14 protein-coding genes are annotated in these 14106 nt (G+C 58.1%); 6 read left to right on the top strand and 8 right to left on the bottom strand.

From position 1 onward, the window contains the following. Positions 1–9: 9 nt before the first annotated feature. Complete coding sequence (psbP, locus tag SIB42_RS11815) at positions 10–564, bottom strand: photosystem II reaction center PsbP (RefSeq protein WP_067098923.1); 555 nt, start codon at positions 562–564, stop codon at positions 10–12. An 87-nt stretch (positions 565–651) separates the two neighbouring features. Here psbP and recR point away from each other — a divergent pair, with 87 nt between their 5' ends. Continuing rightward, positions 652–1251: a recombination mediator RecR gene (gene recR / locus SIB42_RS11820; RefSeq protein WP_156485314.1), complete on the top strand. Its 600-nt coding sequence runs from the start codon at positions 652–654 to the stop codon at positions 1249–1251. Positions 1252–1272: 21 nt separating this feature from the next. Further along, positions 1273–2265, top strand: coding sequence for a lipoyl synthase (gene lipA / locus SIB42_RS11825; protein ID WP_369818486.1), 993 nt, complete (start codon positions 1273–1275; stop codon positions 2263–2265). On the opposite strand, the gene SIB42_RS11830 is transcribed toward lipA, so the two are convergent. From SIB42_RS11830 to lysA, 7 genes are read right to left on the bottom strand one after another with little or no spacing between them, the layout of a single operon-like run. Beyond that, positions 2250–2744: a hypothetical protein gene (locus SIB42_RS11830; protein ID WP_067098916.1), complete on the bottom strand. Its 495-nt coding sequence runs from the start codon at positions 2742–2744 to the stop codon at positions 2250–2252. The two genes, lipA and SIB42_RS11830, sit on opposite strands and share 16 nt — an antisense overlap. Further along, positions 2744–3748, bottom strand: a complete 1005-nt coding sequence (locus tag SIB42_RS11835) for a DUF952 domain-containing protein (protein WP_067098912.1) — start codon at positions 3746–3748, stop codon at positions 2744–2746. Before SIB42_RS11835 ends, SIB42_RS11830 begins: the two co-directional genes overlap by 1 nt. After that, the gene (locus SIB42_RS11840) at positions 3745–4725 is read right to left on the bottom strand and encodes a rhodanese-related sulfurtransferase (protein WP_067098907.1); all 981 of its coding nucleotides are present in this window, start codon (positions 4723–4725) and stop codon (positions 3745–3747) included. Before SIB42_RS11840 ends, SIB42_RS11835 begins: the two co-directional genes overlap by 4 nt. Next, entirely contained in the window at positions 4722–5729 is a 1008-nt protein-coding gene (gene bioB, locus SIB42_RS11845) for a biotin synthase BioB (protein WP_067098942.1), read from the bottom strand. Before bioB ends, SIB42_RS11840 begins: the two co-directional genes overlap by 4 nt. Positions 5730–5755: 26 nt before the next feature. After that, a complete protein-coding gene (locus SIB42_RS11850; RefSeq protein ID WP_067098904.1) occupies positions 5756–6553 on the bottom strand; it encodes an isoprenyl transferase in 798 nt (265 codons plus the stop codon). Continuing rightward, positions 6550–7383: a diadenylate cyclase CdaA gene (cdaA, locus tag SIB42_RS11855; RefSeq protein WP_197459946.1), complete on the bottom strand. Its 834-nt coding sequence runs from the start codon at positions 7381–7383 to the stop codon at positions 6550–6552. The genes SIB42_RS11850 and cdaA overlap by 4 nt, the downstream gene beginning before the upstream one ends. 27 nt (positions 7384–7410) lie before the next feature. After that, positions 7411–8772 (bottom strand): diaminopimelate decarboxylase, encoded by a 1362-nt coding sequence (gene lysA / locus SIB42_RS11860; protein WP_067098898.1) that lies wholly within the window; start codon positions 8770–8772, stop codon positions 7411–7413. A 72-nt stretch (positions 8773–8844) separates the two neighbouring features. On the opposite strand from lysA, the gene SIB42_RS11865 reads away from it, so the two are divergent. The 4 genes from SIB42_RS11865 (at position 8845) to SIB42_RS11880 (ending at position 14074) form a co-directional block, all read left to right on the top strand. Further along, positions 8845–9321, top strand: coding sequence for a GNAT family N-acetyltransferase (locus SIB42_RS11865; protein WP_413328036.1), 477 nt, complete (start codon positions 8845–8847; stop codon positions 9319–9321). A 138-nt stretch (positions 9322–9459) separates the two neighbouring features. Continuing rightward, positions 9460–12048: an ATP-dependent Clp protease ATP-binding subunit gene (locus tag SIB42_RS11870; protein ID WP_067098891.1), complete on the top strand. Its 2589-nt coding sequence runs from the start codon at positions 9460–9462 to the stop codon at positions 12046–12048. A 5-nt stretch (positions 12049–12053) separates the two neighbouring features. Next, positions 12054–13178, top strand: coding sequence for an iron-containing alcohol dehydrogenase family protein (locus SIB42_RS11875; RefSeq protein ID WP_067098888.1), 1125 nt, complete (start codon positions 12054–12056; stop codon positions 13176–13178). After that, entirely contained in the window at positions 13175–14074 is a 900-nt protein-coding gene (locus tag SIB42_RS11880; RefSeq protein ID WP_067098885.1) for an alpha/beta fold hydrolase, read from the top strand. Before SIB42_RS11875 ends, SIB42_RS11880 begins: the two co-directional genes overlap by 4 nt. Positions 14075–14106 lie beyond the last annotated feature (32 nt).

The raw sequence follows: 14106 nt of genomic DNA on the forward strand, positions 1-14106 counted from the left end.
TGCAGGACCTCAGATCAACAGCGTGAACGAACTGATCACGGATTCGAATAATCCCTGCACCTTCGACCAGCGATCTTCATTGGTGCTGGTCGCCAGGGTGTAGAGGCGACCGCGGTCGACCACCACAGTGGCCAGCTCATGGCGATCGCGGTCTTCTAGGTGCACGGCATATTCCAGGTCGTAGAAGACATGACCATCGGAATCACGCTCACGGGCTTCAATCAGCTCAGCATTCCGCCCACTGCCATCAGGAGCGATCACCTCACGCCGCAACCGCTCGCCGACTGCTACCGCACTGCCGAGAGTCTCAAGGTCATCATCTGCGTCGACCTCAGAGACCACCAAACTCACCGTCTCATCACTGTGGATCAGGTCGTGAAACACCACAGCAGGCCCACCGGTCACCGCAACCCGCGTCCAGCCGGTGGGGTAAAGAAAGGCATAACGGCCATCGGGACTCTTGAAGGAGTTGAGGCCGGCGCTGGCTCCGCCGCATGCGCTGAGCATCAGCACACAAAGCAGAACGAGCAGTGACCGGAGTGGTTGACGCAGCAATGAACCCATTGAAGAACTTGAATCGAAGTTGACCGAATGCGCGCCATTCTGCCCGCACCATCCCCTGCTTAGATTTTCGCAACTTGCCTCAGTGTTCTGAGCGGATTCACCCGACCCCTAGCTCGTCTGATCGACCAGTTCGAGCGACTCCCGGGGATTGGCCCCCGAACCGCGCAGCGACTTGCCCTGCATCTGCTCAGACAACCGGAAGAGCAGATCCGCAGTTTCGCGGATGCCCTACTGGCCGCACGCACCCAGGTCGGGCAATGCCAGACGTGCTTTCACCTCAGCGCTGATCCAGTCTGTGAAATCTGCCGCAACGAAGAGCGTTCCAACGGCCAGATTTGCGTGGTTGCTGATTCACGCGATCTGCTTGCTCTCGAACGAACCCGGGAATTCAGCGGCCGATATCACGTGCTGGGAGGGCTAATCTCTCCCATGGATGGAATTGGGCCCGATCTGCTGCAGATCAGCAGCCTGGTAAAGCGAGTGGCCGACGACGACGTGGAGGAAGTGATTCTTGCTCTTACCCCCAGCGTGGAAGGCGACACCACAAGCCTCTACGTGGCCAGGTTGCTCAAACCGTTCACAAAAGTGAGCCGGATTGCCTACGGACTCCCGGTGGGCAGTGAGCTTGAGTACGCCGACGATGTGACTCTCAGCCGTGCACTAGAGGGTCGACGCGACGTGGACTGATTTGCGCTGCTGACTGCAGCGATGCGATCGATGACGGATGTGGAGTCGGCCATCAGGTTCTCCCTTTCTGGAAATGGAGCCACCCTGAAAGAAGACCCGTTCATCGGCGTGCGCAAGACCAGCCGCTTTTCATCCATCCAGCCGCACGAGCGGTTACCAGAGTGGCTGCGTCGCCCCCTGGGAGAGGCCTCTGCGATCGAACGGGTTCAGGGGCTGGTGAAGTCCAATGCCCTTCACACCATCTGCGAAGAAGGGCGCTGCCCGAACAGAGGGGAGTGCTACGCCGCCGGCACCGCCACATTCCTACTGGGGGGGTCGATCTGCACGCGCAGCTGCGCGTTCTGCCAGGTGGAGAAAGGTCGCGCGCAGGCCGTCAACCCGCTCGAAGCGGAGAAAGTTGCCGATGCCGTGGAAGCCATGGGGCTGCGATACGTCGTGCTCACCGCCGTTGCACGCGATGACCTCGATGACCATGGGGCCTGTCTGTTCACCTCTGCTATGAACGCAATCAGGGCCAGAAATCCCTTGATCGCCATCGAGGTGTTAACGCCGGATTTCTGGGGAGGGCACGCCGACTCACGGCGAGCCGTCACCGCTCAACGTGAGCGGTTGTCGACAGTACTCAAAGCTGCGCCGGTGTGTTTCAACCACAACCTCGAAACCGTCAAACGCCTTCAGCGGGAGGTTCGCAGGGGAGCCACCTATGAGCGATCGCTTGGCCTGCTGGCCGCCGCGCGAACACTGGCACCAGATATTCCAACCAAGAGTGGCCTGATGCTGGGGCTGGGAGAAAGCAGGGATGAAGTCATCGAAACCATGCGCGACCTCCGTGCCGTTGACTGCCAGCGGCTCACCATCGGGCAATACCTGCGCCCATCGCTGGCCCACATCCCTGTCGCCCGCTACTGGCATCCCGATGAATTCGAAGATCTGGGATCCGTTGCTCGCGACCTCGGCTTCGCTGTGGTGAGGAGTGGGCCTCTAGTGCGCAGCAGCTATCACGCAGCGGACTGACGCCAACGCGTCAGAGCCCTCTCCCGCACCTGATCGCAGTCTCCAAGCATCAGTGCTCCGGCACCGCCCCAGACCATGCGCAGCGGCAGATCCCAGAGAGCAGCCTGCACCTCGCGCACGGATTCAAACCCACGAGACCTGAAGTAACGCACAAGCCGTTGATGCTGTCCTTCTTCATCACGAATGGCCAGCAGCCTTGCCTGTCGGCAAGGTGTTGCCTCAACCGCCCAGGCCATGGTCGCCGCCCAGACGAGATCACCGCAACCTGCAGGAGCAGCCGGCAGCACGCGCATCGTATCCAGTTGCAATCCACGGGGACCGCTATAAGCCCAGGCTTTCATCTCACCGAGAAGCTGCAGTCGTTCCGACTGTGAACGAGCCACCACAAGCCGCAGACTCCACAGCCCCAGAGGGCGGCCGACTTGAAGTCTCAACAGTAGGCCCCTTTGACGGGCCTCCATTTCCAGTTGATCCAGCATCACCGCTCCGAATCGAGGTATGGAGCCGCATCGACAACAGCCTCAATCGGCAATGGCCCATAAAGGTGCGGAAACAACTCTCCGCTTGGAATCGCATCGGCACGCAGAGGGGCTGTCAGCCGCGCCGCATCAATCGTGAGCAAGACCACAGACTCCGCATCCGCATAGAAGCGCTCAAAGGTGGCAGCCACCTGTTCACGCCAAGACAGATGAATGAATCCCACCTGGTCAAGTCGCAGTCCTCGGGTGGACATGTCGTACTGACCCGACAGGGTTGCAGCTTTCCAGTCCTCAGCCAGCGCCAGATGGAACAAGGGTTGGTCAGCTGGAACGTCGACGGCATCAGCGGGAAACAGGGGCTGAAGTCCCCCGGGATGCCAGGGATCAGCCCTCTGCATGAGGCGCTCAAAATCAGGATCTTGCAGAAAACGCCTTAACCAACCACTCAGCGGCTGCAGGGATTGATCAGCGTCAAATCCCTCAGGATCAGCAATGCGCCACTGACGCACAAACGGCCACAGTGCGACATCAGCGAGGGAACAGCTGGCATCCACAAGCCAGCCTCCACAGTCAGCGATCTGATCTGACCAACTCCGCAACACCTCTAACCCCTGCTGTTGATGGTCTTGTCTCGACTGCCCCGGATATCGGTCGGTGTATTTGAAACGGTCGAGATGGTGTTTAAAGGTCGTGTCGTTGAGCTCAATCAGCTGCTGGATGCTGTCCTGCGTTTTGCCAGAAAGCTGCCGGCGGAGATCGCACGGATCAGCCTGCTTGAGTGCCCAGTGCATCACCGCAAGACTTTCATCGATCACCGTGCCATCAGCGAGAACCAAAACCGGCACCGTTGCTTTCGGAGATGCCTCAAGCATCGGCGCTGGTTTGTCCTTGAGTTCAATTTCCCTCCATTGGACAAGCTGGCCTGCCTGCAACAAAGCCCAGCGTGCGCGCATCGCATAGGGACAGCGACGAAAGCTGTAAAGAACAGGCCGTGCTGCGCTCATCCGTGAGTATTGGCCCTTGATTGCCAGCCGGAGGATTGCGAGAGGACGCCTTGTCTGAGCTGTCTCTGCCGCATCGCGAAGCGTGCCCTATCGTCATCCGTAAAGCGATCCCTGCACTGCAGACACTGCACCCCGGGGATGTAACTCTCTAGTTGCCTCTGTTCCGGCGTCAGCGGCAGACCACAGGCATGGCACAAGCTGTGCTGACCAGGCTCGAGCTGATGGTTGAGGGCGACTCGCTGATCAAACACGAAACACTCACCCTCCCAGCGGCTTTGCTCTTCAGGCACCTGCTCCAGATAGTTGAGAATGCCGCCCTGAAGATGATGAACCTCGGGGAATCCCCGCTGTTGCAGAAAGCTGCTGGCCTTCTCACAACGAATTCCACCGGTACAGAACATGGCGATGCGCGCCGGAGACGTGCGCTCAACCAGAGGGCGGAGATGCTGTTCCACCCAGTCAGGAAAATCCCGGAAACTGTCAGTTGCTGGATCCAGAGAACCCACAAAACTGCCGACGGCCACCTCATAGGCATTGCGGGTATCGATGACCAGCGTGTCGGGGTCATCCACCAGCGCATTCCAATTGCGAGGGTCCACGTAGGTCCCCACATTGCGGCGGGGATCAGCACAAGGCTGTCCCAGGCTCACAATCTCGCGCTTGCGACGGGCCTTGAAACGACGGAACGCCTGGCGGCGACAACGGCTCCGCTTCACCTGAAGGCGCTCGAAATGGGCATCCCCAAGTGTGATCCTGCTGCGCAAGCACTCCAGGATTGCGGTCACGCCCTGGTCGGGACCGCTGATCGTTCCATTCACACCTTCTGGTGCCAGCAACACAGAACCAACAACCTGTTCGCGACAGGCCAGTTCAGGCAGATCTGTCAGCAACGATTCCAATGCAGCAGGTGAAAGCGACGTGAAGGCGTAAAACGCTGCCACGAGAAACGATGGGCTGTCGGCTTGCGCCGCCGTCATGCCGCTGCTGTCTCCTGTTCTGGCTGCTGCTCGAGTACCTGGTCCTGCCAGCTGGCCTGAACCCCGGCAGCTTCCAGCAGAGCCCGGTCGGCATCCACAGCAGGGTTACCTGTTGTCAGCAAGGTATCACCGTAAAAAATCGAATCCGCACCTGCTTGAAGGCAGAGGATCTGAGCTTCCCGATTGAGTTCTTCCCGACCAGCGCTCAGTCGCACACGGCTGAACGGCATCAGAATTCTGGCAACGGCCACCATCCGGACCAACTCAAGCGGATCAACGGTGGGCAAACCTTCCAGAGGTGTTCCCTCGACAGCCACCAAACCATTGATCGGGACACTTTCCGGATGTGGGTCAATGCAGGCCAGAACCCGCAGCATCGAGGCACGGTCGCGAAGCGTTTCGCCCATGCCGATGATTCCACCGCAGCAGAGCGTCACTCCGGCACGACGAACGCGTTGCAGTGTTTCCAGCCTCTCCTCATAGGTTCGGGTGGTGATGATCCGGTCGTAATGCTCCGGACTGGTATCGAGGTTGTGGTTGTAGGCCGTGAGTCCTGCTTCGGCCAGACGCTCCGCCTGCGTATCGGTGAGCATTCCTGCAGTGACACAAGCTTCAAGACCCAGCTCACGCACCCCTCGAACCATCCTCAGCATCGACTCAAAGGCAGGTCCTTCACGGATCTCCCTCCAGGCCCAGCCCATGCAAAAGCGATCGGCACCGGCAGCGGCCGCTGCACGTGCCCTGTCCAGGACCGCCTTCACCTCCAGGTCGGCCTGACCACCCACATCACTGCTGTTGTACATCGACTGGGAGCAGTAGGCACAGTCCTCCTCGCAGCCACCGGTCTTGACGCTCAACAAAGACGCCAGCTGAACCCGGTACCCAGGATTGGCGGCACGGTGCACGCTTTGGGCGCGCCAGAGCAAATCCATCAGAGGCAGGTCAAGCAGGGCTTGGATCTCCTCAAGCGTCCAGTCGTGGCGTAGGTCCACCGTGTCCGTCATTGAACCAGCCACCATTGCTGCTGCACTCAGGATCCCAGAGCGTGGGGCTCCATGGACTGAAGCCCACCAAAACGTCGCTGACGGCTCTGGTAATCCTTCAGTGCGAGCTGAAGAGCCTCAGCATCGAAATCCGGCCAGCAAAGATCGGTGACATGAATCTCGGCATAGGCCAGCTGCCAAAGCAGGAAATTGCTGATCCGCCGCTCGCCACTGGTCCGAATCAGCAGATCCGGATCAGGCTCGCCTGCCGTGAACAACTCTGCGGCCAGGGCATTTTCATCGATTTGCGATGGCTCCAGCTCTCCACGAGCAACGCGCTCCGCCAGACGCTGACTGGCACGCACCAACTCACGACGACCTCCGTAATTGGTGCAGACGTTGAAGTGAATGCCGCTGTTTCCGGATGTCCGCTGCGTGGCTTCAGCGATCAGTGCCTGGAGCTTGACAGGCAATGCGTCCAGGTCTCCAAGGAAGCGAATTCGCACCTGTTCCTGCTCAAGCGCCTGCAGTTCTCTCTGCAGAACGCTTTCAAACAGAGTCATCAAAAAATTCACCTCGTCCCCTGGCCGAGACCAGTTCTCGGTGGAGAAGGCATAGGCGGTGAGTGCTTCAACCCCCCAGTCGCTGCAATTTCGGAGGGTGGATTTGAGCGCCTCTACACCGGCTCTGTGTCCCATGACCCGTGGCAGGCCACGAGCTTTGGCCCAGCGTCCGTTGCCGTCCATGATCACGGCGACATGGCCCGGCATCCTGCGTGGATCCAGTGCTTCAGGACAGCACCGTGGTGCAGCTTGATCAGTACTGACGGCCAGTCGTTGGCTCAAGGCAAGGAATCCTGAGTGCCTGAACTCACGCTACGCGGAGATGGTGATTTCACAGGCGCGGTCGACACAGACGCGGCAATCAACTCGGTGAGCAGATCCTGTAAGCGTGAACTGGTGATCGGACGTTCCAGACGTCCCTGGTTGGCCAGTGACAGGGTTCCGGTCTCCTCGGAAATCACCACGCAGATGCAGCGATCAAAGCGTTCAGTGATCCCCAGAGCGGCCAGATGACGGGTGCCGTAGCGACTGATGCCCTGCCGTGACAACGGCAGAATCACCCCCGCGGAGATGATGCGGCTGCCCTTAATCACGACGGCACCGTCGTGAAGAGGCGTATCGGCAGCGAACAAATTCAGCAGCAGTTCGCTGCTCAGCTGGGCATCAATGGTGATTCCCGGATTGAGGAAGTCTTCCGGTCTCAGATCACTGCCGAGATCGACAACGATCAGGGCTCCACGACGACTCTTGGAGAGACGGCCTGCCGCGTCGGTGAGCTGAGCCACAGTGCTGGCAGTCGCCCTCATTTTGCTTTGGGGATTCCCCAGCAACACAGCAAGACGGCCCGTGCCGAGTAGTTCCATCAACCGACGCAACTCTCCTTGCCAAAGGATCGCCAGCGACAGTGAGCAGGCCAGAACCAACGCATCGATCAGCGTTGAGGTGAGCGGAAGATTGAAAAAGCGCTTGACGAACCAAGCAAGCGCCACAAGTAAGAGGTATCCACGCAACAACCAAAGCGTGCGTTGCTCATTGACCCTGGTGAAGAGCAGAAAGCCGAGGAGAGAAGCGCAGAGAACGTCGAGAAGAAGGCGCAGTTGCAACACCTCCAACACCTTCTCCTTCGCCCTTTGGTGTCCTCACTTTACAGAGCGCAACCGTTCAGGCATCAGGTCGTAACGCAGCAGATCTTCCGGCTGCTCTCGACGCTGAACCAGCTCCGCATCTCCTGCATGCACAAGCACCGCAGCTGGTCTTGGAATGCGGTTGTAGTTGGAACTCATCGACGCGTTGTAAGCCCCAGTGGCAAAGACCGCCAGAATTTCACCGCTGCTGCAGCAGGGGAAGGCAAGATCCTTGAGCAGCACATCTCCCGACTCACAGTGTTTTCCCGCGAGAGTCACGGTCTCTTCAGCATTGGCCAGAGGGCGGTCCGCCAGACAAGTGGTGTAAAGGGATTGATAGGTGATTGGCCTGGGGTTGTCGCTCATACCCCCATCAACAGAGAGATAAGTACGGATCCCCGGAACCACCTTGCGGGAGCCGACGGTGTAAACAGTCACACCTGCAGTCGCAACCAGCGATCGGCCTGGCTCGCACAGCAAACGCGGCAACGCAAGATCTCGCTCCCTGCAGGCCGCAACGACGGCTTCAGCCACCACTTTCACCCAGGCATCGATCGACGGCGGGTCGTCACTTTCCACGTAACGGATTCCCAGGCCACCACCAACATTTAGGTCCCGAACGGGATGACCGAGCTCAAGGGCCAAACGCAGGGCATCCGCCATGACAGCAGCCAGGTCGCGGTGGGGCTCGAGCTCGAAAATCTGTGAACCAATATGGGCATGCAGGCCTTCAACCCTCGCCCAGGAACATCCCTGAAGCTTGCGGAGCACGGGCTCGAGCTGATCAGGATCAAAGCCGAATTTGCTGTCGAGGTGGCCGGTGCGGATGTACTCGTGGGTATGGCACTCAATGCCAGGCGTGAAGCGAAGCATGAGGCGTACAGGCCGCCCTCCTTCCGGAACAATCGTCTGCAGGCAATCCAGGTCGTGCTGGTTGTCCGCAACCACCATCACGTCGTGGCGATAGGCCAACTCAAGCTCTTCGACCGACTTGTTATTGCCGTGCAGCACCATCCGTTCAGCAGGCATGCCGCCGTCGAGCGCCGTCATCAATTCACCCGCCGAGACGGCATCAAGCCCCAGACCCTCCGACGCCACAAGAGCCGTCAGAGCCATTGAACTGTTGGCCTTCGAGGCATAAATCGCCAGTGAGGGACCTGGATAATGACGCTTCAGGGCATCGCGATAGGCCTGACAGGCCTTGCGGATGCTGGCTTCATCCAGCACATATAAAGGTGTTCCATAACGCTCGGCCAGCTCGCTGAGAACACAACCGCCAACGGCAAGACGTCCCTGATTGTCAAGTTCTGCGGTGATCGGCGCGAGATTGCGATTCGGGCTGTTCAGGTCACACCCTGATTCGTAGGGCTGTGGCATGGAGCGTCGAGGCGGTCGGACAGGCAATGTAAGGAGGCGCGTCGCCCAGGTAGTGCTGTTTTGGTTGGTGAAGTGGTAATCACGCCACGCAGACTGGGGCCGGACGACCTCAGCGGCTGCCTTCAGCTTGACCGGATTGCTTTGAAGGGGCTCTGGACGAAACAGCAGTGGGAGAGGGAGCTTTCAGATAACAGCAGACTGGTGATGGGCATCGACGCAGAGGATCAAAGTCTGATCGCCCTGGCCTCGGCATGGTTGGTGGTCGATGAACTGCAGATCACATCAGTCGCAGTGGATCCGACTCACCAACGCTGTGGATTCGGCGCGAGGGTGCTGCAGGCGGTGATGGAACGGGCCACAGCCCTCGGAGCGATATCAGCAACCCTGGAGGTGGCATCAACGAATGCCGTAGCGCGAGCCTTTTACGCCCAGTGCGGATTTTCAACCACTGGTTGCAGAAGCAGTTACTACTCCAACGGCGACGATGCCCTGCTGCAGTCGCGATCAATCAGAAGGGGTAGGGATTTCCGCACTGATCAAACTGAATAAAGGAACACATTTCGGCATTGATTAATACTTTCTGGGGCAATCAACCCGCAGCAACACTGGGATGTGCCTTTGGATCATCGATCCACAACTACCCGTTCAGCCCTGATAGGTTGGGTCGAACAGCTGTCGGCCTGAACAATGTTCGAGAGGTTTACCGAGAAGGCCATCAAGGTGATCATGCTTGCCCAGGAAGAGGCAAGACGTCTGGGTCACAATTTCGTTGGTACCGAGCAGATCCTGCTCGGGCTGATCGGTGAGGGAACTGGGGTCGCAGCCAAAGTGCTCAAGTCCATGGGCGTGAATCTCAAGGATGCCCGTGTAGAAGTTGAAAAAATCATCGGACGCGGCTCCGGTTTCGTCGCAGTCGAGATTCCGTTCACACCCAGAGCTAAACGTGTCCTCGAGCTGTCTCTCGAGGAAGCGCGCCAGCTTGGTCACAACTACATCGGTACTGAGCATCTGCTGTTAGGGCTGATCCGTGAAGGTGAGGGTGTTGCAGCGCGTGTCCTAGAAAATCTCGGGGTTGACCTTGCCAAGGTCCGTACCCAAGTCATTCGGATGCTGGGAGAAACGGCTGAGGTGGGTGCTGGAGGCGGCGGTGGTTCCGGTGCCAAGGGATCCACCAAAACACCCACACTCGATGAATTCGGCAGCAACCTCACCCAGCTGGCCAGCGAAGCCAAGCTCGATCCGGTGGTTGGACGCCACAACGAAATTGACCGTGTCATTCAGATCCTTGGTCGGCGCACCAAAAACAACCCTGTGTTGATCGGTGAGCCAGGGGTCGGCAAAACCGCCATCGCCGAAGGTTTGGCTCAGCGCATCCAGCAGGGTGATATTCCCGACATCCTTGAAGAAAAGCGTGTTCTCACCCTTGACATTGGTCTACTGGTCGCTGGCACCAAGTACCGGGGCGAATTTGAGGAACGCCTCAAAAAAATCATGGAAGAGATCAAGGGTGCGGGCAACGTGATCCTTGTGATCGACGAGGTGCACACTCTGATCGGTGCTGGTGCGGCAGAGGGTGCCATTGATGCTGCCAACATCCTCAAACCTGCTCTCGCCCGAGGTGAGCTTCAGTGCATCGGAGCCACCACACTGGATGAGTACCGCAAGCACATTGAGCGGGATGCTGCTCTGGAGCGACGTTTCCAGCCCGTCAACGTTGGTGAACCCTCGATCGAAGACACCATCGAAATCTTGCGTGGACTGCGTGAGCGCTACGAACAACATCACCGCCTACGCATCACCGATGAAGCCCTTGAAGCAGCGGCCACCCTCGGCGATCGCTACATCTCCGATCGCTTTCTGCCTGACAAGGCCATCGATTTGATCGATGAAGCCGGCAGCCGCGTGCGTCTGCTGAATTCCAAGCTTCCACCTGAAGCCAAGGAAGTTGATAAAGAGCTGCGCACAGTGCAGAAAGACAAGGAAGATGCCGTTCGCGAGCAAGATTTTGCTCGTGCCGGAGAGCTGAGAGACAAGGAAGTTGAACTGCGCGAAAAAATCCGCACCCTTCTGCAGAGCAGTCGCCAAGACACTCCCAGCGAAGCTTCGGAAACCACCGAAACAGTCGAACCCTCTACTGAGTCGACGACTGGAAGTTCCGAACAATCATTCTTCCAGGGTGCAGTTGCAGAGACAACGACCCCGGTCGTGAGCGAGGAGGACATCGCCCAGATTGTGGCCTCGTGGACGGGTGTACCAGTGCAGAAACTCACTGAAAGTGAGTCCGTCAAGCTGCTGAACATGGAAGAGACGCTTCACAAGCGTCTGATTGGTCAGGACGAAGCTGTGAAAGCAGTTTCGAAAGCGATTCGACGGGCGCGTGTTGGCCTTAAAAACCCAAACCGCCCGATTGCCAGCTTCATTTTCTCCGGCCCGACCGGTGTGGGTAAGACTGAACTCACAAAAGCCTTAGCTGCCTACTTCTTCGGCAGTGAAGACGCCATGATCCGACTTGACATGTCGGAATTCATGGAGAGGCACACGGTCAGCAAACTGATCGGTTCACCTCCTGGCTATGTGGGTTTCAATGAGGGTGGCCAGCTCACCGAAGCAGTCCGCCGCCGTCCTTACACGGTTGTTCTGTTCGATGAGATTGAGAAAGCGCATCCTGATGTGTTCAATCTTCTTTTACAGTTGCTGGAAGACGGACGCCTCACCGATTCCAAGGGTCGAACTGTCGACTTCAAGAACACTCTGATCATCATGACCTCGAACATTGGTTCCAAAGTGATTGAGAAAGGTGGCGGTGGTCTTGGCTTCGAATTCTCTGGCGATGAAAACGCTGAAGAGAATCAGTACAACCGTATTAAGTCGCTCGTCAATGAAGAGCTTAAGCAGTATTTCCGTCCTGAATTCCTCAATCGCCTTGATGAAATCATCGTCTTCAGGCAACTGAATCGCGAAGAGGTCAAGGAGATTGCAGAAATCATGTTGCGGGAGGTCTTCAACCGCATCGGGGAAAAAGGCATCACCTTGTCCGTGTCAAATGCCTTTAAAGAGCGTCTCGTTGAAGAGGGTTACAACCCTGCTTACGGCGCCCGTCCCTTGCGTCGAGCTGTGATGCGTTTACTTGAAGACAGCCTTGCCGAAGAGGTCCTTTCAGGTCGCATCAAAGATGGCGATTCAGCGGAAGTGGATGTTGAAGATGGCAAGGTGGTGGTGAAGCATCTCTCCGCTGTACCCAGCGAAACCCCTGCGCTCGCTGGTGCCGGTCTCTGACCTGGATGATCCAAACAGACTCCAGCAACAGACAAATCTCAGTTCATTCCATCGCTCCCGCCCAGGTCATTCGTGGGTCGGGAGCCTGGATTGAATCTCAGAAGCCAATTTTAAATCTCTGTCGTAATCCATTGCTGCTTGGCAGGAGTGAGTCCACGCAGGCGATTCGGTCCAAGCTTTGTCGTGAGCTGAATCAAAGCGGTCTGAGAGTGTTCCAGCAGAATCTCGAGCACGATTGCTGTGAGCTTGATCTTCAAAGGCTCCAAAACGATTTTGTTCGACAGTCGTGCGATGGAGTGATCGCTGCAGGGGGTGGCAAGGTTCTCGACAGTGGAAAATTGCTGGCCGACAGACTCGAAGTCCCCTGTATCACGGTTCCACTGAGCGCGGCAACCTGTGCCGGGTGGACTGCCCTCTCGAATCTGTACAGCCCTGATGGAGCTTTTGATCGTGATCAAGGCCTCAGGCACTGCCCTGATCTGCTGGTTTTCGATCATGAGCTGCTGATAAAGGCACCGACACGCACCCTGGCCAGTGGGATCGCAGACGCGCTGGCCAAGTGGTATGAAGCCTCCGTGAGCAGCGGCTCGAGCCAAGACGGAGTCATTCAGCAAGCTGTGCAAATGGCCCGAGTTCTGCGAGACCAGCTGCTGATCGACAGCATCGAGGCCATCCAAGAACCTGGCTGCGAGGCTTGGAAGCGGGTTGTGGATGCCTGCGGACTCACTGCAGGAGTAATTGGGGGGCTCGGTGGAGCTCGCTGTCGAACGGTCGCCGCTCACGCAGTTCATAACGGCCTCACTCAGCTCGAAGCGTGCCATTCCGTTCTCCATGGCGAGAAGGTGGGCTTCGGCGTACTCGTTCAGTTGCGCCTCGAGGAGCGTCTCGGCGGCAATCGTTTAGCGGCGCAAGCCCATCGCCAGCTCTTGCCTCTGCTGCGAGATCTGGGTTTGCCCGTCTGCCTTGATGACCTGGGGCTGGGTCAAGCCAGCCTCAATCAATTGCAGCAGGTCTGCCAGTTCGCCTGTCGAGACGGATCTGATCTGCATCATCTTCCTTTCGAAGTCACTCCAGGCGCCCTGATGGAAGCCCTTGTGGGAGCTGCTGAAACAAGCGCAGTTTTGCCTTGAAAGATCTGCTGGATTCGATCAAAGGCGAACTGTTGGACCATAAGGCCAGCAACCTGGCGGAACAACTCGAGTGGTGGGAGCTGCCGGAACTCAAGATTGACGCACCATTTCCTGTTGCCGTGGTGGGGGAGGGTCCCCCTCTGTTGTTGCTGCACGGGTTCGACAGCAGTTTCTTGGAATATCGGCGCCTGGCCCCACTGCTGAGTCAACACTTTCAACTGTTCATTCCTGACCTGTTCGGCTTTGGCTTCTCACCGCGTCCCCTCGATGCGATCTACGGTCCCGAACAGGTGCTCAGTCATCTGGATGCCGTGCTTGAGCACATCTCGAAGGCAGCTCCATGCGGCTTGATCGGAGCTTCGATGGGAGGGTCCGTTGGCGTGGAAATGGCACGCCGTCACCCGCATCAGATCAAGTCCTTGATGCTGCTTGCCCCAGCAGGACTCACGGGCAAACCGATGCCAGTCCCCCCTCTGCTGGATCGCTTCGGCGCCTGGTTCCTCAGTCGCCCAGGAGTGCGTCGAGGCCTTTGCCGCCAGGCCTTTGCCGATCCAGACGCCAACGTGGGTGCCGCGGAAGAACAGATCGCTTCACTGCATCTGCAGTGCCCCGGCTGGGCAGAGGCACTCGCAGCGTTTGCCCGCAGCGGAGGATTTTCAGGTTGTGGCACACCGCTTCCCGATCAGCCTCTGCACGTGATTTGGGGAGACAACGACAGGATCCTCAGGGCTCCACAAAAGAAAGCGGCGGCTCTGATCCTCAACGACAGGATTGAACAGTTCGAGGATTGCGGACATCTTCCGCACATCGATCAGCCCGATCGAGTGGCCGAACGCTGTCTCAACTGGTTCCAATCCACGCTGTTGACCAGCCATCCCTCGGACCTCATTGGATGATGAGGTTCTGATCCGCCATCGTGGTGCTCAGC

This window comes from Synechococcus sp. MIT S9508 (genome assembly GCF_047303045.1).
Taxonomy (GTDB): Bacteria; Cyanobacteriota; Cyanobacteriia; order PCC-6307; family Cyanobiaceae; genus Synechococcus_C.

What these genes read in the sequence shown, in the direction of transcription:
- psbP (WP_067098923.1), bottom strand. Translation starts at nt 564, where the DNA reads ATGGGTTCATTGCTGCGTCAACCACTCCGGTCACTGCTCGTTCTGCTT.
- lipA (WP_369818486.1), top strand. Translation starts at nt 1,273, where the DNA reads ATGCGATCGATGACGGATGTGGAGTCGGCCATCAGGTTCTCCCTTTCT.
- SIB42_RS11830 (WP_067098916.1), bottom strand. Translation starts at nt 2,744, where the DNA reads ATGCTGGATCAACTGGAAATGGAGGCCCGTCAAAGGGGCCTACTGTTG.
- SIB42_RS11835 (WP_067098912.1), bottom strand. Translation starts at nt 3,748, where the DNA reads ATGAGCGCAGCACGGCCTGTTCTTTACAGCTTTCGTCGCTGTCCCTAT.
- SIB42_RS11840 (WP_067098907.1), bottom strand. Translation starts at nt 4,725, where the DNA reads ATGACGGCGGCGCAAGCCGACAGCCCATCGTTTCTCGTGGCAGCGTTT.
- bioB (WP_067098942.1), bottom strand. Translation starts at nt 5,729, where the DNA reads ATGACGGACACGGTGGACCTACGCCACGACTGGACGCTTGAGGAGATC.
- lysA (WP_067098898.1), bottom strand. Translation starts at nt 8,772, where the DNA reads ATGCCACAGCCCTACGAATCAGGGTGTGACCTGAACAGCCCGAATCGC.
- SIB42_RS11870 (WP_067098891.1), top strand. Translation starts at nt 9,460, where the DNA reads ATGTTCGAGAGGTTTACCGAGAAGGCCATCAAGGTGATCATGCTTGCC.
- SIB42_RS11875 (WP_067098888.1), top strand. Translation starts at nt 12,054, where the DNA reads ATGATCCAAACAGACTCCAGCAACAGACAAATCTCAGTTCATTCCATC.